Below are 24,136 nucleotides of genomic sequence, written 5' to 3' on the forward strand. Positions count from 1 at the left end.
ATGCCCCCTGGCTACGTGGAGCTCGGCGCCCGCTCCAACTTCTCCTTGCTCGACGGAGCGTCGCATCCGGCCGAACTGGTCCTGACCGCCAAGACGCTGGGGCATGCCGGGCTAGGCATCTGCGACACCAACAGTCTGGCCGGTGTGGTCCGCGGCCACGTCGCCGCGCGCGAGGAAGAGGTGCCCTACGTGGTTGGCGCCCGCCTGGTGCTGGACGACGGCTCCGCGTGGCTGGCCTGGCCGACCGACCGCGCCAGCTACGGTCGGCTGAGCACCCTGCTTTCCCGCGGGAAGATGCGGGCGCCCAAGGGCGAGTGCCAGATATCCTTCGTCGAGATGGTGGAGCACGCAAAGGATTGGTGCCTGGCCGCCATTCCGCCGCGGCGCCCCGATGCGGATTTCGCCAGCCGCTTCGCCGTGGCGGCCAAGGACACGCAGCGCCACCTCGCTCTGCCGCTGTTCTGCACCGCGGCTTTCTACCTAGACGGTCACGACCACGAGCGCCTGCCTTTCCTTGCCGACACCGTGGCGCAGGCGGGCTGCGGCGCCGCACTGCTGGCCTGGAACGACGTGCGGTACCACAACCGGCAGCGGCAGCCGGTGGCCGACCTGGTCACCGCCATCCGGCTCACGGTGACCGTTGATTCCTTGGGACCGAACGCCGAGCCGAACGACGAGCGCTGCCTCAAGCCACCGGCGGCAATGGCGCGCCTCTTCGCCCGCTACCCGGAGGCGTTGGCCAGCACCATGCGGGTCCTCGAAGCGACGCGTGGCTTCTCCTTGAGCCAGCTGCGGCATGAGTACCCTGACGAAATCCTCGAACCTGGCCGCACCCCTCAGCAGACCCTGACGAGCCGCGTCACCGAGGCGGCAGCCGAACGCTGGCCCAACGGCGTGCCAGCAAGCATTCAGCAGCGGCTGGACCACGAGCTCCGGCTGATCCAGCAGCTGGACTACGCGCCCTATTTCCTCACGGTGCACGAGGTGGTCCGGTTCGCGCGGCGGAAAGGCATCCTCTGCCAGGGGCGCGGCTCCGCGGCGAACTCCACCTGCTGCTATGTCCTTGGCATCACCGCCGTCGACCCGGCCAAGCACGACCTGCTCTTCGAGCGCTTCGTCAGCGCGTCGCGCAACGAGCCGCCCGACATCGACGTGGATTTCGAGCACGAGCGCCGCGAGGAGGTCATCCAGCACATCTACGAGCGCTACGGCCGTCACCGTGCCGCCATCGCCGGTACCGTCATCCGCTACCGAGCCCGCAGCGCCGTCCGCGAAGTGGGCAAGGCGATGGGGCTGTCCGAGGACGTCACCGGCCGCCTCGCCAAGGCGTCCTGGGGGCCGGGCCGGGAGCAGACGCTGGCGGAGCTCGCGTCCGGCCTCGGCCTCGATCCCACCGACACCCGCCTGAGCTGGACGCTCCAGCTGGCCGAGGAGATCCAGGATTTCCCGCGCCACCTCGCCACCCATGTCGGCGGCTTCGTCATCAGCCGCGGCCCGCTGACCGAGCTGGCCGTCGTCGGCAACGCCGCCATGGAGGGGCGCACTGTCCTTGAGTGGGACAAGGACGACATCGACGCCCTCGGGCTGCTGAAGGTCGATATCCTTGCCTTGGGCATGCTCTCGATGCTGCGCCGGGGCTTCTCGCTCCTGCGGCGCCACCACCGGCGCGAGCTCGACCTGGCTGGCATCCCGCGCGACTGCCCAGAGACCTACGCCATGCTGCGGCGGGCGGACAGCGTCGGCGTCTTCCAGGTTGAGAGCCGGGCCCAGATGAACATGCTGCCGCGCCTGCGGCCGGAGAAGTTCTACGACCTCGTCGTCCAGGTGGCGATCATCCGGCCCGGGCCCATCCAGGGCGACATGGTGCATCCCTACCTGCGGCGCCGCTGGGGGCTGGAGCAGCCCGTCTATCCTTCACCCAGCCCGGAGCACGGCCACCCGGACGAGCTCAAGGATGTGCTCAAGAGGACGCTCGGCGTGCCGCTGTTCCAGGAGCAGGCCATGCGGGTGGCCATGGTGGCGGCGGAGTTCACCCCCGAGGAGGCGGACAAGCTGCGGCGCGCCATGGCGACCTTCAAGCACACGGCGGGAGTCAGCGAGTACCGGGACCGGCTGGTGGGCGGCATGGTCCGCCGCGGCTACGACCCGGAGCTGGCCGAGCGGGTGTTCAAGCAGCTTGAAGGATTCGGCAGCTACGGCTTCCCGGAAAGCCACGCCGCCTCCTTCGCGCACCTGGCCTATGCCAGCAGCTGGATGAAGCGCTGGCACCCATCGGTGTTCGCTGCCGCCCTACTGAACGCGCAGCCCATGGGCTTCTACGCGCCCGCCCAGATCGTCCGGGACGCCCGTGAGCATGGCGTCGCCGTGCGGCCGGTGGACGTGAACCGAAGCGACTGGGACTGCACCCTGGAGCCTGAACCCGACAGCGCCGAAGGGCTGGCGCTGCGCCTGGGGCTCCGGCAGGCGGCCGGGCTGGCGCAGGCGGAGGCCGAGCGTGTCGTGAAGGCGCGCGAGGCCGGGAACAGGTCGCCATTCTCCTCGGTCGAGGAGGTTGTCCATCGCGCCGAGCTGACTCGGAAGGGCACCGAGGCGCTGGCGGCAGCCGACGCCTTTGGCGGCATGGGCGTCGACCGGCGGGCGGCGATGTGGGCGGCCCGCGGTGTTGAGAAGGACATCCCGCCGCTGCTGCTGATGGCCGCCCAGAGCGCCGCCGCCGGTGAACCGCCGCTGCTGCCGGAACCCAGTCCCGCGCTGCCGCTGGAGCAGGCAGGCCAGAAGGTCGTCCTCGACTACCTGGCCACGGGCATGTCGCTCGGGCACCACCCGCTCGAGCTCCTGCGGCCGCGGCTGCGGGACATGGGATGCCGGGACACCCGGGAGGTCGACGAGCTACCGGCCGGAAAGCGAATCCTGCTGGCGGGGCTCGTGCTGATGCGTCAGCGTCCGGGGACGTCCAAGGGAGTGGTCTTCGTCACTGTCGAGGACGAGCACGGCCAGGCCAACCTGGTTGTCTTCGCGAACATCGTCGATCGCGATCGGGCGGCACTCATCAACGCCAGGCTGCTCGTGGTCAAAGGGAAGATCGAGCGCGAGACCCAGCACGCCGAGGTGCCGGTTACCCACGTCATCATCGAGCAGCTGATTGACCGCACAGACCTGCTGCAGGGGCTGGATGAGGCTGAGCCCGCCGACTGGGGTGTGGCTAGCCTCGGGCGGGCGGACGAGGTCAGGCGGCCAGAGCCGGGGTCGAGGCGTCCGGCGTTGAACCTGAGAAGTCGGGATTTTCAATGAGTAAGGCTAGTTTCACCATAAGGCGCCGCTTACTGAACTCCAAAGTTGCACCAGCTCTCGACAGTGCCAGCGACGCCCAGGAGCTGAGCCGCAGCCCATGAGGATTTTGAACCCTGGACGTTTTCATACCGTTGCGAAAATTTACTGCTTTGGTCAAGGTGTGGCGCTTCAGATTATGAACTGTGGGGGGCATCTGCCGTGTGGGCCGACATCGACACGAGGCAGGATTTTTTGAACTACGGGGAGGCTGCGGTTCTGGTTGCCGAGATCATCCAGGACGAAAGGATGCTGCCTACCTCGATCGGTGTTCTCGGCACTTGGGGTACTGGCAAGTCGAGCCTGCTGAACATCATCGAGGCCGAACTGAGGGCCGACTCCAAGACGAAGGATTCAATCGTCGTCCGCTTCGACGCCTGGCTGTATCAGGGATACGACGATGCCAAGGCGGCGCTCATGGAGACTGTCGCAGAGGCCATGATCGCGGCCGCTAAGGATGCTGAGGACAAGTCGCTGACGGGCAAGGCCATCGAGCTCGCCGGGCGGGTCAAGTGGTTCCGTGCCGCAGGATTTGCGGCCGAGGTTGGGGCAGCCATTGCGGGCATGCCCTTGTTCGGCGCGGCGCGGGCTGCTGCCGCGGCGGGTGAGAAGCTGCTTGAGGGTGAGGGCACCGAGGATGACCTGAAGAAGGTACGGGAAGCTGCCAAGGAGATCGGCGACAGGGCAAAAGGCCTTATCTTAGATAAGGAGAAGCGGACCCCGCCTAAAGAAATCGACGAGTTCAAGGCAGAGTTTGGCAAGGTCATGGATGGCTTGAAGAGGACGCTCGTCGTCTTCGTGGACAACCTGGACCGCTGCATGCCGGAACAGACGATCCGCACGCTGGAGGCCATGCGTCTTTTCCTCTCAATGCACCGAACCGCCTTCGTGGTGGCGGCCGACGAGGAGATGGTCCGCCAGTCCGTGCGGGCGCACTTCGCCAACATCGGCGAGCGTCATGTGACGGACTACCTCGACAAGCTGGTCCAGATCCCCGTGCGCGTGCCACGGCTCGGCGTCCGCGAGGTCCGTGCCTACCTCTTCCAGCTCCTCGCCGACGCGGAAAGGATGGACGAGGAGGCCCAGGACCGCCTGCGCAAGGCACTGGTGGACAACCTGCAGGCGGCGTGGCGGGACGATCCGGTATCGGTAAGGGACGTGGTCACCCTCCTCGGCCTGGATCCCGCCTCCCCTCAGGTCGTCCCGTTCTTCACGGCCGACCGGATTGCGCCCCTACTGGCCATGCCGCCGGTCAATGGGAATCCTCGCCTGATCAAGCGCATGCTGAATGTGGTGCGGATGCGTGCCCGGCTGGCCAGGAGAAGGTCCATGCCCGTCTCGGAGGACATCATCGCCAAGGTGGCCCTGTTCGAGCGCTGCATGAGCGAGGAAGCGACGAAGGGGTTCTACGCCCTCATCCAGGCAGCCGAGGGCGGGGAGGTGAAGCAATTCGCCGCCCTTGAGAAGCTGGTGGAGGATGCCCCTGCCTTCGTGGAGGCACTGCCCGAGACTTGGAAGCGGGAGGCCGACCTCCTGCGGGCCTGGTTCGCGCTGGAGCCTAAGGTGTCCGGCGATCTCCGTCCCATAGCCTATCTCGGACGGGATACGGCGGCGCTGTCCGTCCAGAAGGCCGCACTGTCCCAGGCTGGGAGGAGCGCGCTATCCGTCCTCCTCGGCGCCGAGACGCGCACCAGTTCCGTGGCCAGGAGAGCGCTGGAAGCCGTCCCTCAGGCCGAAAACGTTGTTCTCATGGAGGCCCTGGCCGCCGAGATGCGGAAGGAGCTGGACTGGAGCAGCCACCCCAAGGGGTGGTGGGGCGCTGTCATCCTCCTGGACCATGACAAGTCGACCCTCGCGATCCTCCAGAGGGTCGTCGGCGAGCGTGCCGGGGACAAGCCGCCGCCCTGGCTGATAGCGGCGGCCAGGAACTCGAATGTCCTTCCTGGGCGAGGACGGGGCTGATGGGGACTTCGGCCTCGGCCAAGGGGCCACGACCCGGCTCTCCCCTGATACCTCCCTGGGCCGATCCGGTACCTGACGAGGTCGTGCCTGCGCCTGCCCCCGAGGAAGAGGACGCCTCGAAGGACACGACGACGCCGGGAAGTCCCGCAGACGAGGATCCGGCAGCCGGTGATCCAGCGACGCTGAACCTGCTGGGATTTCGCCGATCGCTCGGTAACGCGGTTGGCAGTGGAACGTCCGGAGGGTTCGGCAAGGCTCTCAAGAGGTACGCGAAGGCAACCGGCGGCGGACGGACCGCCGCCCGTAGGCTCGGGTCGCCCCTGAGGACGGGTAGCCGGGTCCACTCCCTGTTCGGCACTGGAACCGCCACCGGCCCGACCGGGCAGACGATCACGCTGGCCAGCCTGAACGGCTTGAGCGTCCGCGTCGCTGTCGACCGGGTCGTGTCGGCGCTTGTTCCCCTGGACGGTGATCGCGACAAGGTCGCCGCCGCGCTGCAGGATGCCCTGTCGACCGCCCTGGCGGGTGCGGAGACTTTCGACCAGAACGCCATCACGCCCGACGTCCTGACCGACATGATGGTCATCTACCTGAGGGACGTGATCTTCCAGACTGTCGTCGCGGATTCCGGACGGGCCTTCCAGCGGACCGACGATCTCCAGCAGGTCGCCAGAATGGAGAGGGAACTGCTGGCCCTGGTGGGGCAGGTGGTCAACGACCAGGCGCGTTCCCTCCTGACCGGAACCAGCGGGCTGGGAGAGGCCCAGATCGTCGGTCTGCAGGAGCAGATCGTCACCGAGGTATGGGATGTCTGGGAGAGCGGCCAATGACCTCCACGATCCGCTGCGTCCGTGACCACACCCTGGTCTGGCCGTCCTCACCGGATGACCGGACCGTCCTGTGCTGCACCGAGCCTCCGCCCCACTTCTCCGGCCCGAGCGTCGGGCGCGGCATCGGACGCACGCTGGCGCGGCTGGGAGGACAGGCATCGACAGGAGCGCGGGATCTGGTGGCGATCGCCATGGGCGTGACGGCGGCGGATACCTTCGTGCACCGCGCCGACGCTGCCGATGGCTGGTGCCGGATGATTCATCTGGTCGTCCCGGTCGAGGATCCTAATGCCTGCAGCGGCGTGGTGGACATCCTGCGGGAGGCCCTTGGATTCCTCAGCGGCGACATGTGGAGCCTTGAGTTCGTGCAGGCCCTGCCTTGGGACCTGCCCGCGGTTCGACGGCGTCCCCAGCTCGGCCAGGCCTCCTGCGCTATCCTGTTTTCCGGCGGTCTCGATTCGGCGATTGGCGCCCTTGATCTGCTGAAGGCGGAGAAGCGTCCCGTCCTGGTCCGCCATGCCTATCCCAAGGATGCGTCGAGGCAGACCATGGTGATGAAGCAGCTGCCCCCCGGTCACATGCAGATCGCCTTCAACGCGGATCCGAGATGTACCGGGATCCAGCACGATGTCTCGATGAGGACCAGGAGCTTCAACTTCCTTGCGGTCGGGGCAGCGGTGGCCGACGCGATCTCACGCACGAAGAACGTGGCGTCGACCGACCTGCTGGTCCCCGAGAACGGCTTCATCGCCCTCAATCCCCCGCTGACCAGACGTCGCCTCGGGAGCCACAGCACCCGGACGACCCATCCGCACTTCCTGGCTCGATACCAGCAGATCCTGGATCGTCTCGGGATCCGAGCGAGGATCGACAACCCCTACCGGAGCCGGACGAAGGGGGAGATGATGCAGGCATGTAAAGATGAACCGCGTCTGAGGATCGTGGCACCTGTCACAGTGTCCTGCGGGAAATGGAAGCGCCGCAACCAGCAGTGCGGGAAGTGCGTCCCATGCCTGATCCGGCGAGCCGCCTTCAAGTGTGCGGGATGGACGGATATGACTGACTACGAGGCACCCGACCTCAGAGCGGCTCTCGACGAGATGCGCTACCGGGACGATGTGCTGGCGATGGGGTTGGCCGCCGGGCGACCGACTTCGGAGATGGCCGCGTGGGCACGGACAAGTGGCCCGATGCCGGAGGATGAGGCGGAGTTCGACGACTGGGTCGGCATAGCCGGGCGTGGCATGAAGGAGGTCGCCGCCCTGCTACGGAAGGAACGGATCATCCCTTGATCGACTTCCACTGTCACCTCGACCTTTACCCGGAACCCCATTCCGTGGCCGCGGCTGCGATGGATTCCGGCGCCTACATCCTTTCCGTCACGAATACTCCTTCGGCCTGGTCCGGAACCAGCGCCCTCGCTGCCGGAAGCAAGCGGATCCGTACGGCTCTCGGCCTCCATCCAGCCCTCGCCCATGAGCGACGACGTGAACTGGACCTCTTCGACCATCTTGTTGTGCAGACACAGTACGTCGGCGAGGTGGGCCTTGATGGCTCGCCGGAACTGAAGGCGCATGCGGGTGTACAGGAAGAAGTGTTCCGGCGCGTTCTCCGCACCTGCTCCACAAGGGGCGGCCGCATCCTCAGCATCCACAGCAGGCGTGCAGCCAGGCCTGTCCTGGATCTGCTCAGGTCTGAGCCAGATGCCGGAGTGCCCATCCTCCACTGGTTCAGCGGATCGGCTGTGGAGGCGAAGCGGGCCGTCGATCAAGGCTGCTGGTTCTCGATCGGCCCGGCGATGGTGCGTGGTCGGCGTGGAGCATCGCTGGTGGCTTTCATACCCCGCGACCGTGTCCTTCCTGAGACGGACGGGCCGTTCGTCGAGAATGGAGATAGGCCACTATTGCCCGGAGAAACAGGCGAAGTGGTCGAACATCTCTCGAAGGTCTGGGGAGAAGAAGCGACCTGCGTGTCGGGCCGCTTATCCGAGAATCTGAGGATCTTGGGAAGATTGGCAGGTTCTGATAGTCCGCTATCTGATAAAACGGCGTGACGGCAGTTACTGGTCCGTTGGCCAGGAGGCTCCGACGATGGACGATCCTCGCGCGGAGTACTGGCCTCCGTCGCCTGTCTCCGTATCCCATCTCTTCCTCGCTGCCCGGCGAGTTCAACGTATCCGTGTTCGCCGGTGAACGCTCATATCGGACTGCCTTCGTACTCGGTCTCGGGTAGGCCGAAGCGGAGATCTACGTCAAGTCAGGTGCGCCTGAACATCGGTGCCCTCGCACTCAGCAGTCAGTCACAATCGCCCTCCGCACCAACATAGTCTCTCTGGACATCGTCCTGGATGAATTGGATGGCACGCGAGATCTTGGGCTTCGATCTGGCTATGTCTGCAAGCTCCGCAGGAAAGGTCCCGAAGTGCGAAAAGGAGGCCTCGACGAAGTCACCCAGGCTGTAAACCTTTAAGGGAGGGCCGTCGGCGGCTGGCAGTGCTCGGCGGAAGAGCAGACAGCCCCTTACACCAACCCGCTTGCCGAGTTCGGGGTACACAGGCCAAACGGGATGATTAATCAGGCGGTCGCCAAGAGTATCTCCGAGCTCGGGTGAAACATCATCAATCAATTCGAGCTTGCGAAGGATTGCGTGGCACAGATCCGAGATGGCGTAGGCTTTCGGATGGATGGGCGTGTGCATGAACGAACGTCCGCCCCAGCCCGCGAGGATGCAATTTCCATCAAGGCCGAATGCAATCAGCTGCTTGGCCAGTGCCTTCGTGGCACCCCCGAATTCTGAGAAGTACCCCAGTCGAGAGTAGACGTAGCTGTTGAAGAGCCGGACCGTTCGCTCAACTGACATGCCTTCGCAGAACGCTGCAGCAGCCAGGGCGGACGAGCATACACCCAGAGGGCCGACGCTTGGATTGCCAGCAGGCTTGTTAATGTAGAGGAAGTCCGGCTGATACCCACTGAAGGCAAGGCTCGGCATCAGGTGCAGGTTGCGGTGCGCTGCTTTCAGCAGTGCACTCTTCTGGAGGGGACCAAACTTGGCTTCCTGGATGGGATGGATCAGCGCCACATCGAAGCTGGGTATCGACGCTGCGATAGCCTCAGCTTGGGTGGCCGTTGCAGATGCAGCTGATGAATAGTGGACAACCTCAGCCCTTGGCAGCCAGACCTGCGTGGCATCCCGAAAAGTGGACGTCTGGCAGTTGCCAACAATCAGGATCCTCACCTGCTGGCATCCGAGACGCTTCTCTCGATTTCCTCCTCATCGCAGATGATGAGGGAGGCTTGCGCCTGTTCTTGCTCTGCCACTGTGTCCGCTGCATCGCTGGTGCCGCGCCGCACGTTCCCCGGCACATCCGGTGGTGACGAACCTGCTGGAGTGGCAGAGGCCATGCCAGCAAGACTTGGTCTCCGCATCATATGTTGCTCGAAGACGGACATGACGGCTTCTACGCCCTCGGGTGTGACCGACCTGAGATCCTCGGCGTAGTAGCCACCTCGCGCCTGCGGACCAGTGATGATTTCGAAGGATGGGAAGTAGGTCACGTCGGTATGCGTGTTGGCCACCTCTTCGGCTGCCACTCTCAAGACTGACTTGCTGTAGGTGTTGGCAGCCAGAACATGCTGGCCGGAGTAGGTGGCAACGAGGCCAACCGGCGACACCGTGAGGACCACCTTTGACGTCGGGTTTACATGCCGGAGCCGTTCGATGAAGCTCGAGAGGTCAGCGGAAACCTGCGACGCCTTGAAGTTCACGAAGGCATAGTCAGCGTCCTCGCGACCCGCACCGACCACACCTGGCGCAAGTGGGTACACGGCGCCATCGAGCTTGCTGACCCACGCCTCTGTTAGGCCGAGTGTGAAAACGAATACTTCGCATTCTTCAAACACCTTCCTGACGGCTGCCAGATGAGGTTCACGTTGCTGCCTGACGGCAGCCGGATCGTCGAAGCCGTCCTCTGCGGCGCGCGGGCGAAACGCGTCGATGTATCTGCCATCCTGCCGCTGCCAGACATCGTCCACGGGATTGAATAGACCGTAAGCGCGTTCAAAGGTCTGGAGCAGCTGTTTGCATGTGTAGATGTTGCCGTAACGAGCGGAGAAGAGGTCGTAGCCATGCAGGTCCGCGAGGCCGCTTTTGCCTTTCTCGACGCTTAGGTACGAGAAGCCACTGCGATCCAGGTACCGAGCGATGTGTTGGGCGAAGCAGCTTCCCGCAGTCGCAACAGCATCCGTCGGCCCTATAGTGAACTGGCTTTGAGCAAGCGATGCCATGGGTCGTGCTGCATCAGGAGTCATGGCACGCGACCAGAAGGCTCGATCAGGTAGGTCCGAGTACGGGCTTCTCATCCGGCATCTCCAGGTTATCCGAGAATACTACCACCCTATAACATGGCAACGCGGCATGTATGCCGAGCCGACTTGTCACACACGTTTGCGTCGTGAATGCAAGAAAGGCTCCAATAGTTCCGATATCGGAATGTGTTACGCGGTGAGCCCGCGCCTGGCTGCAATCATCGCGGAATCGACATGACAGGATTCGCGGCAAAGGGAGGGATGCACATGGCTAATTTGATTTACAGATCTCTCTTACGGCGACGCATCGTGGTAGTGGAGGACAGCTTCTTCCTCGCCAGCCACATCGCAGACGTCCTGGAAGAAGTTGGGGCGTCAATACTGGGACCCGTGCCAGCTTTCGAGCAAGCTCTTAAAGTTGCTCAATCCATGGACCTGGATGCGGCGGTCTTCAACAGCGTTCTCCGCGGCCTGAGGTCTGATCAGCTGGCGGAAAGTCTCGGCCGTCGAGGGGTTCTGTGCCTGGTGCTCAGCTTAACTGACAAGGATGACACTGACCCGCTTCTCCGCAATCATGCCGTTTTCCAATGGCCATTCGATCCGCGTATCCTGGTCGATATGGTTGTGGCATTGGTATCTCGCTCCACTTCATCCGTGGATCGTCAGCCTCCAAATCCGGCGCATTTTCAGTGATGTTCTAGGCAGGTGAGGTGCCGGTCCAGGCGTCAGGCACCGCGGGGTGCTCGCCGCAAAGGCCTGTCGCACCGGTCCGCCAAAGCCAAACCGCCAGCTCCGCACCGTTTGCCAGGCGCCTTCGCGAATCCCCCTTAGCCAGTGGTAGATCCATCCGAATCCAGGGCGACCAAGCCCGGCGGACCCGTGGGCCGCCTGGCACAAAACCCTGAGCAGGCCCAGCTTGTAGGCCCTACACTGCGCGTCCGTGAGGCGCAGGACTACAGCTGTCCGGAAGACGCCCGGACGCCTCCGATCTCTCGGACACAGCATCGCCCGTACCACCTCCATGCCGTGGCTCTACGTCAAGGAATCGATCGCGGCGACATTGACGGGGCGGCCGTCCCAGCGGCCAGCATGGTCCATGGCGAATAGTGATCACGAGCAGACGTCCGAATGCCAGGGCCCCACCGGCTTCGAAAAAGCGCTTAGGCGATAGCTACATTGGCGGCGAGCAACTGTTAAGCCGCACCAAACTGCTGCAGCGGCTGGGCAAAGCCAAACCTGCGGATTTGCGTAAGGCCAGCCTAGGGCGGCCGGACCTGGGGCCCAGGCGACCGACATGAATCTAAGTAGTCGGAATTCCTGTCGAAAGCAGGCGCGGCACCCCGACGCGGTGGTCTGGCCGATGCAGGCGGCCTCGGACGTTTCCTGGGACTGGCGCCTGAAAGCGCCGCCGTCGAGCGCGACCTATCAGACTGCTGAAAAACACTGGCCTGTAGCCTGTCTGCCGTGATTCGCTCTGCCGGAGCGGCGGAGTGGGGCTGATGCGTGGTGCGGATGAGCAGACGGGGTCTTTGTTCAGCTACATGAGCTGCGAGGCCCGCGTGCCGTCGGACCATCCGCTGCGGCTGATCCGTGCCGTGGTGGACGAGGCGTTGGAGGTTCTGTCGCCGGAGTTCGAGCGGCTGTATGCCCGGATCGGCCGCCCCGGCATCGCCCCGGAGAAACTGTTGCGGGCACTGCTGCTGCATGCCTTCTACTCGGTTCGGTCCGAGCGGCAGCTGATGTAGCAGATCGGCTACAACCTGCTATTTCGCTGGTTCGTGGGGCTGGGCATGGATGCGCCGGTGTGGGACGCGACCACCTTCGGAAAGAACCGCGACCGCCTGCTGGATGGCGACGCGGCGCAGCGGCTGCTGGCGGCCGCGGTCGGGCAGCCACGGGTGCGGGCGTTGATGTTGGACGAGCATTTCTCGATCGATGGCACGCTGATCCAGGCCTGGGCGTCCCACAAATCCTTCCAGCCCCAGTCTGGTGGCGAGGGGGATGATGCGCCGCCCCTTGGCGATCCTGGCCCGCCTGGCGGCCGCAACGCCGAGCAAAGCTGGCGGGGCAAAAGCGCAGCAACGAGACACATCGCAGCACAACCGACCCCGATGCCCGACAGGCGCGCAAGTCGAACGGCCAGGCCAGCGTCCTGGCCTATGCCGGGCATGTGCTGATGGAGAACCGGAACGGCTTGGTGGCCCGCTCCTGCCTGACTCTGGCAAGCGGCACAGCCGAGCGGGATGCTGCCCTGGAACTGGTCGACCAGCTCGGGCGGCGGCAGCGCATCACGCTGGGGGCCGACAAGGGCTACGACGTGCTGGGCTTCGTCCAGGCGCTGCGGCAGCGCCGGGTGACCCCGCACATCGCAACTGACCGGCGCGTCAGCAAGACCGGCGTGGTACGGCGCTCGGGCATCGATGGCCGCACCCAGCGCCACCCGGGCTATGCCGTCAGCCAGCGCCTGCGCAAACGGATCGCGGAGGTGTTCGGCTGGGTGAAGTTCTCTGCTGGGTTCCGACAAACCCGGCACCGCGGTCGAGATCGGGTTGCCTGGTGCTTCGATCTGGCTACCACCGCCTACAACCTGCCCAAGGTTCTGGCGCCAACGGCGTGAACGCCAACCAGAAAGACCACCTGCCTGAAGCAGCGGCTGCTATCGTCTCAGGTGTCGCCCCTCCCTAATCCAGGAAGGGTTTACATCACTCTGCAAAACCAACGTTCTTCAGCAGCCTGCTAGGTCGGCACCGATGCCTTCCTCCGCGTCGGCGGCTCCTTCTTCGCGGCGGGCTTGCTGGGGGAAGCACCGAGCGCGTCGCTGGAAGCGAGCAACTGCCGAGAAAAGTCCTCGGATGCCCGCGCGACCCATGCTGGCCGCAGGATTGCCAGCGCGAGCGCGGCATGGAGCACGGCGATACCCAGCGTCAGGCCAGCACCCGATGCTGGAAGCGCGAACCGTTCCGGGATGACGCCGCGGTCTGTGAGGACCAGCGCCGCCACCACCGCGCAGACGAGGACGGCGTCCAGGGACAGCGCCACGTTCCGCAACGCCGTCAGGTTACGGCGGAAGCCGTACTCCAGGTTGCGGCGGAAGAGCAGGCCGAAGCGCACTTTGTCCCGGGTCTGCTGCAGCAGCCAGTTCACCGCCCTGCCGTAGGCTTCGTCCGCTCCGGCTGGGTCCGCAGCTTCCTGTTCGGCTGACGGGAGACACAGGCCCGGCACATGCGCGGCCAGGAAACTGTGGTGGTGTGCCTTGTCCAAGCCGGGCAGGCGACCATCCCGGTGCCGGAGCATCGCAACCGATGGCCTGCCGCCCCAAGCATGGAACCACTCGGGCTCCTTTGCCTTACCGGCATCACGGGCGACATGGGCGACCAGCACCAGCAAGCCACATGCACCGACCAGCGACAGCAGCAGGGATAGGGCGTCCTTGCCGCAGAAATGCGGGACCATCACCGCACCGGCCACGAGGGCGGGAAGCATCGCGATCATGGCCGGGTAGAGCCGTGCGCCGCGGTCGTACTGGTCGAGGACGAGGGGAAGCGGCTTGCTCACTGGGCAGGCTCCTGGATGCAGGTGTCGCTGGCGTTCGGGGCCGCGTCGGCAGGGCTGGTGGCGGACACCAGGGCGACGTCCCGCTCGCCCACGATCATCATGATCGGCGGGATCCCTTCGCGGCCGAGCTCGCCGTGCAGCCCGATGAGCTGCGCGACGTCCATCTGGCTGGGCATGGCGCTGTGGCGGCGTGGGTGGCTGTGCCACTCGCCGACGTACCGGACCTGGTCCCGCGTGACCGACTGGATGTCGGCCAGCCTGCCTAGCAGGCCGTCCACGCCACGCTCGAACTGGGTCGGGCTGCCGACGCTGTCGGGCGGCGGCGCGAGCGCGTCCACAACGATGATGGACTTCCTGGCGACATCCACGATGCCCACCAAGGCGCCGCCGGTCTCAGCAGGCAGCGCGGCCTCGCGCGCCGCCTTGAGGTGTTCGAGCAGTCCCTCGTCGTGGACCACGGTCCAGTCGGCCACGGCCACGCACTTAGAGGCTCTTGGAGCGACCTTCGAGACGAAAACCCCGCCGTCCGCATCCAGCGTCCAGATGCCGATGCCCCCGGCGTCGGCGTCAAGTGAATCGGTGAGGCCGCGGGAGGCTAGGGCGGTCAGCGCGGCGACGTTGGTTTCCGGGATGCGGCTGCTGACGTGTCGGCAGGCGCCGGTGTACCGCAGACCGCCACCCGGCGGGACGAGGTGGCTGCGGAGGCGCGGCTCGCGCAGCAGGTGGCGGTAGTACTGGCCTTCCAGGGCGTCGAGGCGGGTAGCACGGGCGGTGTCCTCGGACAGCACCACCGACGCCGTCCCGGCCGGGTTCAGGAAGACGGACGCGCGCCGTGCGCCGCCAGCCGCGTCCGACAACCGGCGGGCGACGGCCACGGAGGCCGAGGCATCGATGACGAGCTCGGCCTCGGTCAATGCCGTATCCAACTCCGGCGCCATGTCCCCGGGGAACAGGACGTTGCAGGCGAGGCCGTGGGCGGCGTCGCCCTCACCTAGGAGTTCGGCAACCTCGGCCGCGAGGGCGGTTGCCTTGCGATCGCCAAGCTCGTACCGCCCGAGGGTGTGCCGCGCCAGGTTGTGCGGCAGCAGGTAATCGTCGTCCACGACGGTCCAGCGGAACCGGCCTTCGCGGGCCAACGCCAGCGCCAGATGGGATCCGACCGCACCGGCCCCGACCAAGACGACTTGGCGGGAGTCGGCACCCTCCAGCCCCGCACACTCGCGCGCCAGCTCCCGGTCGAACTCGGCGTGAACCGGCAGGCTGTCGATTGCGACGGCTTCCAACCCTTCCGGGGCTGCAGGCGGGAAGGAGCGGCCGTAGGGGGAGGACTTCCCGGGGTCTGCGGCGCTGTACCCTGGGTTGCTGGCGATGGCGCCGAGGCGTTCGCCAAGCTCGCCCAGCGTCAGCGGGATGCCGAAGGCCCTGGCGTCCTCCGCCGCGACGGGCCCGTCGGCGGTGCGGACGATGGGGGCGACCAGCAGCACCGCCACGCGCGGCGGGTTGCTGTAGGGCGGGTTCAGAACGTCGAGCGCGGCCTCGCGAAGCGCCGCCAACAGGTCGAAGCCGCAGTCGCTGAAGGCCGCGATGAGCTCGGCGAGTGTCCTTGGCGCCGACCGGACGGCCCGCATCGGCTGCGGGGGCAGACGAACGGGGATGAGCCTCAGTGCTCCCCGGCCGCCGTCCCGGGCGGCGTGCGGGCGGAGGTGGTATAGCGCGGTCTTCTCCGTGCCTGCCCCAGCGAATAAGGTCATGTTCCCGGCAGGGGTGTCAGGCTGCAGGAACGCCCTCGGGATCGCGATGTTCGGTCCCGAGGAGACAAACAGCGGGTCGATGGCCTGGGTCTGGTCAGAAAGGCCACCGCTGGCTGCGGCGCCCATCCACCACCGTACCCTCTCCAGGAACGCTAGCGGGGTCCAGGTGGACCTCGCCTCGGCCCACGGACGGTCGTCCACGCACGGGCTGCGCATCCACCCGGCTGGGACGATGTTCTGGTGCGGCACTTCGGGGAAGTCCTCCCGCGCCGCGAAGAGGCAGGGCTGCCTGTCGTCGCTGGCCGCGAACACGGCCGCGACCGGCTCCCATCGACGAATGTCCGCGACCATCTCCTGGGGACGCTCCGCCCGAACCTCGAACAGGACGGTTTCCAGGCCATCCTCGCGACTCAGTCGGCATTCCAGCAGACGGGCGTCGTCATGATCGCCGGAAGCCAGGTAAGCCGCCATGGCTGCAGCACGGGGATGCTGCAGCTCACGCGGCGCCACCGCCGCTCCAAAGATTTCGAGCTTGGGGTGGAGCGCCATGGTCAACCCGCCCTGACCGGTGACGAGGCGATGGCGACCGCGGGCGCCGAGACCGCGCTGCGAAGCACCGCTCCACGCTCCGTGATGTCGACCTCCACCGGCCGCGGCTTCGCCCTGGGCCGCTCCATGGTCACCACGAAGTCGCCGTCGCGCTGGTTCTGGACGCTCTTGTAGTAATTGGCCGCCTGCCGGTGCGGCGGCTGCGGGTCCTTGTCCTCATCGGTGCCGGGAAAGGGGATGGGCTTGCTGGTGGAGATCATGAGGCTCCGGCGCTGCCCGGCCTCCTCGTGCAGCCAGCGCACCTTCTCCACCGGCGTGGTGTGGTTCTCGCCCTTGATGGTGGACAAGGACAGGTACGAGCAGTGGTGGGGCAGCTTCATGATGTCCCAGTGAAGCCGCTCGTCATGAGCGTGCAGGCGCGTGATGTTCACGATGTCCGTCAGGCCGTCCCAGGTCATGTCAGCCGTGAACAGGGCGCGGGTGTCCTTGCTGCCTTCCCGGAAGGTCGCCTGGAACACCACGCTGTCCTGGTTACGGTCCTCGACCTCCCTCGCGTTGCGGCGGAAGCCGAACGGACTGTGGATGAAGAATTCGACCCCCTCCGCACCCCACTTGCTGAAGCCGGGCACCAGCTGACCGGCGTCGGTGATGAGGTGCGACCGGTCCTCCAGGGTGAGGCCCTTCGCAGCCAGCCATCCCTTCAGGGCGTCGGGCCGCGAGAAGACACGGATGCCGTAGCCCTTCTCCAGCCGGTGCTTGGCCTCCTCGCGGATGACCCGCGCGCAGTCCTCGCAGCCCACCTCGGTGATGGCGCCTGCCGGGACCCAGAGCTCCTTGATCTTGATGCGCTCGCCGCCCTGGTACTTGGCCGCGTGGTCGAAGGAGAAGAAGTCGCTGGAGCCCCGGACGTGGTCGTCGTCCAGGTGGGTGAAGCACACCACGTCGAAGGAATCCCGGCGGGCGGCGCTCAGGTCCTTCCGCAGTTCCACCGGGAGGTCGATCCGCTTGTCCGCCGCGTCGGCGGGATTCCGCATGTTGGCGTAGTCGACCAGCATCTTGCGGCCGTCCCGCAGGTCGATGCGGGTCGTGTCGGCGTTCCCCAGCGGGAACACGGTAATCCTTGCAGTCATTAGTCCTGTAGTCCTTATGGTTTGAGCCCATGGCGGGCTTCGCCTCTGTCCTTCCATGCGCGGGCGGCGAGGCCGCTCGGACACCAATCGGCGGTTGACTGCCTCTTTTTTTCGTGTGCGGGATTGATGCGGTGTCCGACCCGGCGGACGCGCCGCGCATAAGGATTCACAGATGGACGAGCCACCGTCCGTGGCCGACGAGGGCAAGGCGTTCCGCCAGCCCCACGAGATCGACGATGCACTGGAGAACCTCGATGCCCTCGGCTGGGCGCGGCTGCGCAAGATCGCGGCCGCCCTGGCCGCCGGGGGGAAGGGCGGGGAGGATGAGCTCTTGCAGGAAACGATGCTGCGGGTTCTCGATGGAGGCCGACCCTGGCCGCAGGGGATGCCGCTGGTGACGTTCCTGGCAGGGGTCATAAAGAGCGTCGCCCACGGGGAGCGGGCGAAGGTCAAGCGCTCACCGGCGCGGCGGGCCGCGTCCCTCTATGACGGCTCCGGCGCCCTGGTGATCGACATGGCCGATGCCGGACCGACCCCCGAAGAGGCCCTGGCCGGGGAGCAGGCGGCCGAGAGGCTCAAGGAGAGGGTCGTGGCTGCCTTCGAGGGTGACTTCGACGCGCAGATTCTCCTTGAGGGCATGCTCGAAGGAATGGAAGGCGAGGCGCTGCGCGGCCTCACGGAACTCGATCCGACGGCGTACGCCAGCAAGCGCCGCCTGATCAGGCGGCGGTTGAGCAAGCTTCAGGCCGAGGGAGGCCAGCCATGAGCAAGGGTCCGACCAAGGACAGGGACGCGGTGCGGCGCCTCGAGGACGCACTGATCGACGACATCCTGGGCGCCACGGACGACGAGATAGCCGCCGAGGCGGCCGAGGATGGCATCGACCTGGAGGCGCAGGCGGCTGTCATGCGCTCCATGCTCGAGCGCGCCCGCCTGGAGAGCGGGAAGACGCGGATGGCGGCGGCAAAGGCGGCGGCCGCCGCGCATCGCTCCGTGGCGCCTCATGGTCGCATTCCCGTATCACAGTCCGCTGGCTTCGCGGGTCGGGCGGCGAATGATGTCGGCAACGCGCGCAAGCTCACGATGGCGGCGCGCAATGGCGGGGAACAATTGGATCGCGATCTCAAAGGTGTCGAAGAGGATCTCGCCGAACTCAATGCGCTCATCGAGGAAGAAGGGAAGGAAAGTTGAACACGCTTTCGCCCGCCGAGAAGGTGCTCCAGTACCTCGGGGTCACCGAGCCGGAGGAGATCGACCTCGAGGCGATCGCCTGGCAGATGGGCGTGGTGAAGGTGAAGTACCGGGAGTTGGACGGCTGCGAGGCGCGCATCGTGGGCGTCGGCGACAAAGCGATCATCACCGTCGACGAGCGCGCCATCCCGCAGCGGAGGCGGTTCTCGGTGGCACACGAACTCGGGCATTGGCACTTTCATCGCGGCAGGACCCTGCTTTGCCGCTGCGACGACATCGGCGATAGCAGGGGTTCGCAGGACATCGAGAAGTCAGCGAACCGCTTCGCCGCGGATCTGCTGCTTCCTCCGTATCTCCTGACGCCCCTGGCACGCCGCCATCCTCAGCTCACGGTGAAGGTGCTGCGGGATCTGGCTGGCCGGTTCGGCGCGAGCCTGTCCGCCACTGCCATCAAGCTCGTAGAGGCGAGCCACAGTCCCTCGATACTGGTGTGCCATGGGCTGCACGGGCGGAAGTGGTTCGCGAGGTCGCCCGACGTGCCGTCGCGGTGGTTTCCACGTTCGGAGCTGGACGCCGAGAGTTACGCCTTCGACCTGCTCCATGGGCGCGGCGCCGAACAGGCGTTCCCGAGGAAGATCGGAGCCGAGGCGTGGTTCGACCGGTCCGAGGCCCAGCAGTACGAGGTCCAGGAGCAGTCATTCAGGGTTGCCGACGGAGAGATCGTGACTATCCTGAGCATCAAGGACGAGGGAATGCTCCAGGAGCGCGAAGGACGTTGGCGCTGAGTGGACACAGTTCGAGGAGGGTCGGAGCGTCGGGCAACTTGCCGAGGTGTCCACCTTCCTGGGTGAACCATTTGCCTTCTTTGGCCCCGGGACGCTTGGGACCCGTGCCGCCATCCGGCTCCCGCAGGTAGATCGAACGGTCCTCGCCATCGCCTGCCAGGTGCCCGGCTTTACGAAGGGACTGCCACCATCCGTCTGGAAGAAACAAGTTCGGAGGATGCGGCGATGCGTGCGTACGGCCGAGCTGCCGCGCCCAATCCGGTGCCGGGCAGGGTTTTCATCGGCGCCAGGATCCTTCCGGGCGCCGCTCCGGCATAGAACTGGGATGGTGTAGCTTCCCTTGGGTTCCGTCAGCGAATCAGCCGAGCCACCGGTCGATGAAATCTTCCAGGCTTTGCGAAGCCAAAGGCGTGAACGGCCAAGCCATCTGGTACTCTGCCATCCCGGTCCATAGCGCCTTCGCGGATGCCTCGCCGGGCGGCAGGGAGAACGGTGCGAGCCGGGAACGCTGGTGTGAAAAAGGGCTCAGCATGAAGGCAGCCTCGTACCAGCCGTATCGGCCCGCCTTGTTGATGTCGCCGAACCAGAGGGCGTGCGAGCGGCCGTCGTAGTCGTAGCGATTCGAGGGCATCCGCAACTCAATGGAGGTCGCGGCAGCCACGTTGAAGGCGGGCGCCTCCCAGCCTTCTCACGGCTTCTCGGGCACGGCGACGACGTTGTTCAAGGACAGGGTCGCCCCGTTAAGCGACGCGGACCAGCCGCCGTCCTGTGCAGTGCGGATGGTAGCTGTCGGAGCATCCGTCTTGATGGCATCGTGCACCTGCTCGCTCAGCCGCCTGAAGGAAGCCTGCGCGTCGCGGACGAGGTCTCGGCGCCTTCCGCATCTGAACGCGCAGATGACGCCTGTCGGGCCTCCTGGCCCATACGCGCGACGTTTATCCCGTTTGCCTCACGCAGGCGGCCCCTGCCCTGGGAGGCCGGGGCGTTGGGCCGCCTCGAGGCGTGTGAGGAGGTTAGCGTGGCTGGGTCGGGTACCGGCCGACTTGTAGAGGCATTCCGCGATGACGGACGCCAGGGCAATGGAGAATCCTGCCAGCGGCACCGCATCGGCGTGCAGGTGCTGTTCCCGGAAATCGTGCATGTCAGGCCCGGGGAATGGGCGGGACCCGGACACGAGTTCCTAGGCGATGATGCCCAGGGCATACACGTCAGCCGCGCCGGTGGCACGCTCTCCCCTCCACCGCTCCGGGGCGGGGTACGCGAGGCTCGTCGCGTTCTTCAGGGTGTCCGGCGACGTGGTCGCCTCGGCGTACCGGTAGATGCCGAAATCTGCGAGGCACCACCTGCCATCAAGAAGCAGGACGTTCTCTGGCTTCAGGTCACGGGGCACAACCTTGCCGTTGCTGTCGGATAGCGCCATGGCGACGTCAGCCATCGCGGACAGCGCATCTTCCAGGGGCAAGGTGCCCCCGGAGTCCGTGACGTGCTGCCGCAATGACGCCTGCGCGCGCGGCATAATCAGAACCCAGTGGCCGTCGGTCTCACCGCTGTCGATGACGGGGACGACGTTCCGGATCCCCTCCATCTGCGTGAACAGCATCTCGCGCTGGGCGCCCGGTGCCTTCGAGACGAGTTCTGCCACGGCGGGACCAACATCCCCGGAGGTGCACTGAGCCTCGAACACCTGCCCGAAGCCACCGGCCCCGATCCGGTCCCCCAGTGTCCACTCGCGGTTCAGGCGCAGCAGCATCCTCGATCTCCAGACGACGATGGGCGCATCATAGCGCGACGTCTGCCAGAGGGGAGCAGCCCGGCCAACCCGGACCGGCTACATGTCGCTGCACGCCCGGCGGGGCACGAGGATCAAGGCCTCGGCAACCTATGGTGGCTGCAAGGCCCCAGCCGCTGCGGCCTTCCATCACCAACCGCGTTCGTAGCGCGCGCCATAACCTTGCTGGTGCCGCCACGCTCGGCGCTGCTCGCGTTCCTGCTCGATGCGCCAGGCTTCGCGCCGCGCGGCCTCGGCGATGCGGGCTTCGTCCCGTTCCCGGCGCCACTCCCGCCACTGCTGTCGCCTCTCCCAGCCTCGGTCTTACTGCCCAGGGTCCCAGTACTGCACGGTCTGCGCCACCGCTGGCGGCGCGGTCACGGAAGTGGCGGCCGGGGCCGCCGAGGCATCGTTCGGCGCCATCCTCAGCAGGTTCGCGGCAACTGCGGCCGCCGCCGCCATCATGATCCGACGCACCTGAACCTCCACACGGGAACTCCGATACCGGCAATGTCCCAGGACAGCTGTATCCATCCGGTGACGGCCGCCTACCACCCAGCGGCTGAACCTGTCTTGTGATCTTACGGGCGTTCTTTGGAGCGCTGTTAAGGACGGAGGCAGTGGGCGTGGTGGAGATCATCACCGGGGTGGAGCGGCGGCGGCATTGGCGGGGGGAGGATAAGCTACGGATCCTGGCCGAGTTGAGGGAGCCGGGCGTGACCTTCGCAGAGGTGGCGCGCCGGAACGAGGTGAGCCGCGGCTTGCTGTGGCAGTGGCGTGATGCTTTGCGACGCGGGGCGCTGGCGGCCGAGGAGACGACCTTCATGCCGCTGCGCGTTGTGTCGGATTTGCCGGTGGCGACGCCGCCAGCAGAACCGACGGCCTCCGCCATACCGGGCAGCCCTTGCGCCTGCCATAGCGACCGGATCGAGATCGCCTTGTCGGACGGAACGGTGATTCACGTCAGCGAGGGCATCAGTGCCACGGCGCTGCGTCGCGTGCTCCTGGTGTTGCGCGGATGATCCCAGTTCCATCGGGTGTGCGGGTCTGGCTCGCGGTCGGCCACACTGACATGCGGCGTGGCATGAACGGCCTGGCGCTGCAGGTGCAGCAGGCGCTCGGGCGCGATCCGCATGCGGGCGATCTCTACGTCTTCCGTGGCAAGGCCGGATCATTGATCAAGATCGTCTGGCATGATGGCCTCGGCATGTCGCTCTATGCAAAACGGCTGGAACGCGGGCGGTTCATCTGGCCTTCGCCGACGGATGGCTCCGTGGCGATCTCCGGCGCACAGCTGGCCTACATGCTGGACGGCATCGACTGGCGAAACCCGCAGCGCAGCTGGCGGCCGGAGGTGGCGGGATAGCGCTGGCGCGGCGACCTGGCGCGTGATTCACTTCACGCAGGATGTCGTCGCCGCCCACCCTTGCCAGGAAGTCGAGGCGCTGCGTGCCACGCTCGCGGCTGCGGAACTGGCGCGACAGGAGGCCGAGGCGCGTGCCGTGGGCGCCGAGGCGATGGTTGCCCACCTCAAGCTGCTGATCGCCAAGCTCAAGCACGACAGGTTCGGCGCCTCGTCGGAACGTGGCCGCAAGCTGATCGACCAGCTCGAATTGGAGCTGAGCGAACGGGTCACCGCGGCCAGCGAGGACGCCACCAAGGCCGAGACCGGCGAGCCGCGCATCCCATCCGAGACGCTGCGCCGTCGGCCCGTGCGTGCGCCGCTGCCAGAGCACCTACCGCGGGAGCGCGTGGTGCTCCCGGCCTCCAGCGTCTGCCCGTGCTGCGGCGGCAAGCTAGCCAAGCTGGGCGAGGACATCACCGAAACCCTGGAAGTCGTGCCTCGGCAGTGGAAGGTAATCCAAACCGTGCGCGAGAAATTCTCGTGCCGATCCTGCGAGGCCATCACTCAGCCACCGGCACCGTTCCACCCGATCGTGCGGGGCCGCGCCGGGCCGCAGCTGCTGGCGATGATCCTGGAGGCCAAGTTCGGCCAGCATCTGCCGCTGAACCGTCTGAGCGAGACCTATGCCCGCGAGGGCATCGAGCTCAGCGTTTCGACCATTGCCGACTGGGTCGGCACCTGTACTGCCATGCTGACACCGCTGATGGTGCTGATTGACGCGCATGTGCTGGCCGCAGCTCGGCTGCATGGCGACGACACCACAGTGCCAGTGCTGGCCAGGGGCCGCACCGTCACCGGCCGGATCTGGACCTATCTGCGTGACGACCGGCCCTTTGCCGGGCCCGCCCCGCCGTCGGCGATGTTCCGCTACTCGCGTGACCGCACCGGCGAACATCCGCAACGCCATCTGGCGGGCTACCAGGGCATCCTGCAGGCCGATGCCTATGCCGGGTTCAATGACCTCTACGCTGCGAACCGCAAGCCGGGCCCGATCCGCGAGGCCGCTTGCTGGGCGCATGCCCGGCGCAAGCTGTTCAAGCTGGCGGAGGTGGCGCGGTCCCCGTTGGCAGCGGAGGCGGTGCGGAGGATCGACGCGATCTTCGACGCCGAGCGCGCCATCAACGGCCTGCCCGTCGAGCAGCGCATGGCGGTGCGGCAGGAACGGATCGCGCCGCTGGTCGCCGAGTTGGAACGCTGGATGCGCGAGCAGCGCGCCCGCATGTCGCGCCACGCTGACCTGGCCAAGGCCATAGACTACATGCTGGTGCGCTGGGAGGCATTCACCCGTTTTCTGGTGGATGGCCGGATCTGCCTGACCAACAATGCGGCGGAACGCGCGCTGCGCGGCGTGGCGCTCGGCAGGCGCGCTTGGATGTTCGCCGGAAGCGACCGCGGCGGCGAGCGCGCTGCGGCGATGTATTCGCTGATCGTCACCGCCAAGATGAACGACGTCGATCCTCGTGCCTGGCTGGCCGACGTGCTGGCCCGCATCGCCGACCATCCAGCCTCCCGCCTGCACGAGCTGCTGCCGTGGACGTGGAAGGCCGCGCAGGCAGCACCAGCCGCGGAGGCAGCCTGA

Annotated in this window: 19 protein-coding genes and 1 pseudogene; 13 read left to right on the forward strand and 7 right to left on the reverse strand. The window is 66.3% G+C overall.

The features are described from left to right. The 5 genes from WFI16_RS23505 to qatD all read left to right on the forward strand — a co-directional run bounded on the left by WFI16_RS23505 (position 1) and on the right by qatD (position 8,172). On the forward strand, positions 1 to 3,291 hold the full coding sequence (locus WFI16_RS23505) for an error-prone DNA polymerase (RefSeq protein ID WP_419900288.1): 3,291 nt from the start codon (positions 1 to 3) through the stop codon (positions 3,289 to 3,291). Positions 3,292 to 3,489: 198 nt separating this feature from the next. Beyond that, complete coding sequence (locus tag WFI16_RS23510) at positions 3,490 to 5,289, forward strand: KAP family P-loop NTPase fold protein (protein ID WP_419900289.1); 1,800 nt, start codon at positions 3,490 to 3,492, stop codon at positions 5,287 to 5,289. After that, positions 5,289 to 6,119, forward strand: coding sequence for a hypothetical protein (locus WFI16_RS23515; protein WP_419900290.1), 831 nt, complete (start codon positions 5,289 to 5,291; stop codon positions 6,117 to 6,119). Before WFI16_RS23510 ends, WFI16_RS23515 begins: the two co-directional genes overlap by 1 nt. Further along, positions 6,116 to 7,411, forward strand: a complete 1,296-nt coding sequence (gene qatC, locus WFI16_RS23520; RefSeq protein WP_419900291.1) for a Qat anti-phage system QueC-like protein QatC — start codon at positions 6,116 to 6,118, stop codon at positions 7,409 to 7,411. Before WFI16_RS23515 ends, qatC begins: the two co-directional genes overlap by 4 nt. Then, positions 7,408 to 8,172: a Qat anti-phage system TatD family nuclease QatD gene (gene qatD / locus WFI16_RS23525; protein WP_419900292.1), complete on the forward strand. Its 765-nt coding sequence runs from the start codon at positions 7,408 to 7,410 to the stop codon at positions 8,170 to 8,172. Before qatC ends, qatD begins: the two co-directional genes overlap by 4 nt. A 242-nt stretch (positions 8,173 to 8,414) precedes the next feature. Here qatD and WFI16_RS23530 read toward each other — a convergent pair whose 3' ends face one another. Together WFI16_RS23530 and WFI16_RS23535 are read right to left on the reverse strand one after the other, a co-directional pair. After that, on the reverse strand, positions 8,415 to 9,353 hold the full coding sequence (locus tag WFI16_RS23530; RefSeq protein WP_419900293.1) for a WcbI family polysaccharide biosynthesis putative acetyltransferase: 939 nt from the start codon (positions 9,351 to 9,353) through the stop codon (positions 8,415 to 8,417). Then, positions 9,350 to 10,402, reverse strand: a complete 1,053-nt coding sequence (locus WFI16_RS23535) for a GSCFA domain-containing protein (RefSeq protein WP_419900294.1) — start codon at positions 10,400 to 10,402, stop codon at positions 9,350 to 9,352. Before WFI16_RS23535 ends, WFI16_RS23530 begins: the two co-directional genes overlap by 4 nt. A 288-nt stretch (positions 10,403 to 10,690) precedes the next feature. On the opposite strand from WFI16_RS23535, the gene WFI16_RS23540 reads away from it, so the two are divergent. Beyond that, on the forward strand, positions 10,691 to 11,116 hold the full coding sequence (locus WFI16_RS23540; protein ID WP_419900295.1) for a hypothetical protein: 426 nt from the start codon (positions 10,691 to 10,693) through the stop codon (positions 11,114 to 11,116). Between the two features lie 806 nt (positions 11,117 to 11,922). After that, positions 11,923 to 13,040, forward strand: a pseudogene (locus WFI16_RS23545) (IS5 family transposase). A 119-nt stretch (positions 13,041 to 13,159) separates the two neighbouring features. Here WFI16_RS23545 and WFI16_RS23550 read toward each other — a convergent pair. From WFI16_RS23550 to WFI16_RS23560, 3 genes are read right to left on the reverse strand one after another with little or no spacing between them, the layout of a single operon-like run. Continuing rightward, positions 13,160 to 13,978 carry a hypothetical protein gene (locus WFI16_RS23550; RefSeq protein WP_419900296.1) on the reverse strand — a complete coding sequence of 273 codons (819 nt, stop codon included), beginning with the start codon at positions 13,976 to 13,978 and terminating at the stop codon, positions 13,160 to 13,162. Then, on the reverse strand, positions 13,975 to 16,278 hold the full coding sequence (locus WFI16_RS23555; protein ID WP_419900297.1) for a ThiF family adenylyltransferase: 2,304 nt from the start codon (positions 16,276 to 16,278) through the stop codon (positions 13,975 to 13,977). The genes WFI16_RS23550 and WFI16_RS23555 overlap by 4 nt, the downstream gene beginning before the upstream one ends. Positions 16,279 to 16,280: 2 nt before the next feature. Continuing rightward, on the reverse strand, positions 16,281 to 17,390 hold the full coding sequence (locus WFI16_RS23560) for a hypothetical protein (RefSeq protein WP_419900298.1): 1,110 nt from the start codon (positions 17,388 to 17,390) through the stop codon (positions 16,281 to 16,283). Between the two features lie 190 nt (positions 17,391 to 17,580). Between WFI16_RS23560 and WFI16_RS23565 the strand changes: the two genes are divergently transcribed. Genes WFI16_RS23565 through WFI16_RS23575 form a run of 3 tightly spaced genes read left to right on the forward strand, consistent with a single transcriptional unit; the run spans position 17,581 to position 19,384 of the window. Next, complete coding sequence (locus tag WFI16_RS23565) at positions 17,581 to 18,174, forward strand: hypothetical protein (RefSeq protein WP_419900299.1); 594 nt, start codon at positions 17,581 to 17,583, stop codon at positions 18,172 to 18,174. Beyond that, entirely contained in the window at positions 18,171 to 18,599 is a 429-nt protein-coding gene (locus WFI16_RS23570; protein WP_419900300.1) for a hypothetical protein, read from the forward strand. Before WFI16_RS23565 ends, WFI16_RS23570 begins: the two co-directional genes overlap by 4 nt. Further along, positions 18,596 to 19,384, forward strand: a complete 789-nt coding sequence (locus WFI16_RS23575; RefSeq protein ID WP_419900301.1) for an ImmA/IrrE family metallo-endopeptidase — start codon at positions 18,596 to 18,598, stop codon at positions 19,382 to 19,384. The genes WFI16_RS23570 and WFI16_RS23575 overlap by 4 nt, the downstream gene beginning before the upstream one ends. A 358-nt stretch (positions 19,385 to 19,742) precedes the next feature. Here the strand turns inward: WFI16_RS23575 and WFI16_RS23580 are convergent, their stop codons facing one another. Beyond that, positions 19,743 to 20,045 (reverse strand): hypothetical protein, encoded by a 303-nt coding sequence (locus WFI16_RS23580; RefSeq protein WP_419900302.1) that lies wholly within the window; start codon positions 20,043 to 20,045, stop codon positions 19,743 to 19,745. Between the two features lie 519 nt (positions 20,046 to 20,564). Continuing rightward, the gene (locus WFI16_RS23585; protein ID WP_419900303.1) at positions 20,565 to 21,134 is read right to left on the reverse strand and encodes a protein kinase domain-containing protein; all 570 of its coding nucleotides are present in this window, start codon (positions 21,132 to 21,134) and stop codon (positions 20,565 to 20,567) included. Positions 21,135 to 21,778: 644 nt separating this feature from the next. On the opposite strand from WFI16_RS23585, the gene tnpA reads away from it, so the two are divergent. The 3 genes from tnpA to tnpC all read left to right on the forward strand — a co-directional run bounded on the left by tnpA (position 21,779) and on the right by tnpC (position 24,136). Then, positions 21,779 to 22,174, forward strand: coding sequence for an IS66-like element accessory protein TnpA (gene tnpA / locus WFI16_RS23590; protein WP_419900304.1), 396 nt, complete (start codon positions 21,779 to 21,781; stop codon positions 22,172 to 22,174). Next, positions 22,171 to 22,518 (forward strand): IS66 family insertion sequence element accessory protein TnpB, encoded by a 348-nt coding sequence (tnpB, locus tag WFI16_RS23595; RefSeq protein ID WP_419900305.1) that lies wholly within the window; start codon positions 22,171 to 22,173, stop codon positions 22,516 to 22,518. Before tnpA ends, tnpB begins: the two co-directional genes overlap by 4 nt. A 79-nt stretch (positions 22,519 to 22,597) precedes the next feature. Then, entirely contained in the window at positions 22,598 to 24,136 is a 1,539-nt protein-coding gene (gene tnpC / locus WFI16_RS23600) for an IS66 family transposase (protein ID WP_442970731.1), read from the forward strand.

Origin of the sequence: Roseomonas sp. USHLN139 (assembly GCF_037145735.1) — a bacterium.
Lineage (GTDB): Bacteria > Pseudomonadota > Alphaproteobacteria > Acetobacterales > Acetobacteraceae > Pseudoroseomonas.

Bases quoted from the DNA above. Each gene is read 5' to 3' on its own strand.
- WFI16_RS23505 (WP_419900288.1), top strand. From the start codon at position 1: ATGCCCCCTGGCTACGTGGAGCTCGGCGCCCGCTCCAACTTCTCCTTG.
- WFI16_RS23515 (WP_419900290.1), top strand. From the start codon at position 5,289: ATGGGGACTTCGGCCTCGGCCAAGGGGCCACGACCCGGCTCTCCCCTG.
- qatC (WP_419900291.1), top strand. From the start codon at position 6,116: ATGACCTCCACGATCCGCTGCGTCCGTGACCACACCCTGGTCTGGCCG.
- WFI16_RS23535 (WP_419900294.1), bottom strand. From the start codon at position 10,402: ATGGCATCGCTTGCTCAAAGCCAGTTCACTATAGGGCCGACGGATGCT.
- WFI16_RS23540 (WP_419900295.1), top strand. From the start codon at position 10,691: ATGGCTAATTTGATTTACAGATCTCTCTTACGGCGACGCATCGTGGTA.
- WFI16_RS23555 (WP_419900297.1), bottom strand. From the start codon at position 16,278: ATGGCGCTCCACCCCAAGCTCGAAATCTTTGGAGCGGCGGTGGCGCCG.
- WFI16_RS23565 (WP_419900299.1), top strand. From the start codon at position 17,581: ATGGACGAGCCACCGTCCGTGGCCGACGAGGGCAAGGCGTTCCGCCAG.
- WFI16_RS23570 (WP_419900300.1), top strand. From the start codon at position 18,171: ATGAGCAAGGGTCCGACCAAGGACAGGGACGCGGTGCGGCGCCTCGAG.
- WFI16_RS23585 (WP_419900303.1), bottom strand. From the start codon at position 21,134: ATGCTGCTGCGCCTGAACCGCGAGTGGACACTGGGGGACCGGATCGGG.
- tnpB (WP_419900305.1), top strand. From the start codon at position 22,171: ATGATCCCAGTTCCATCGGGTGTGCGGGTCTGGCTCGCGGTCGGCCAC.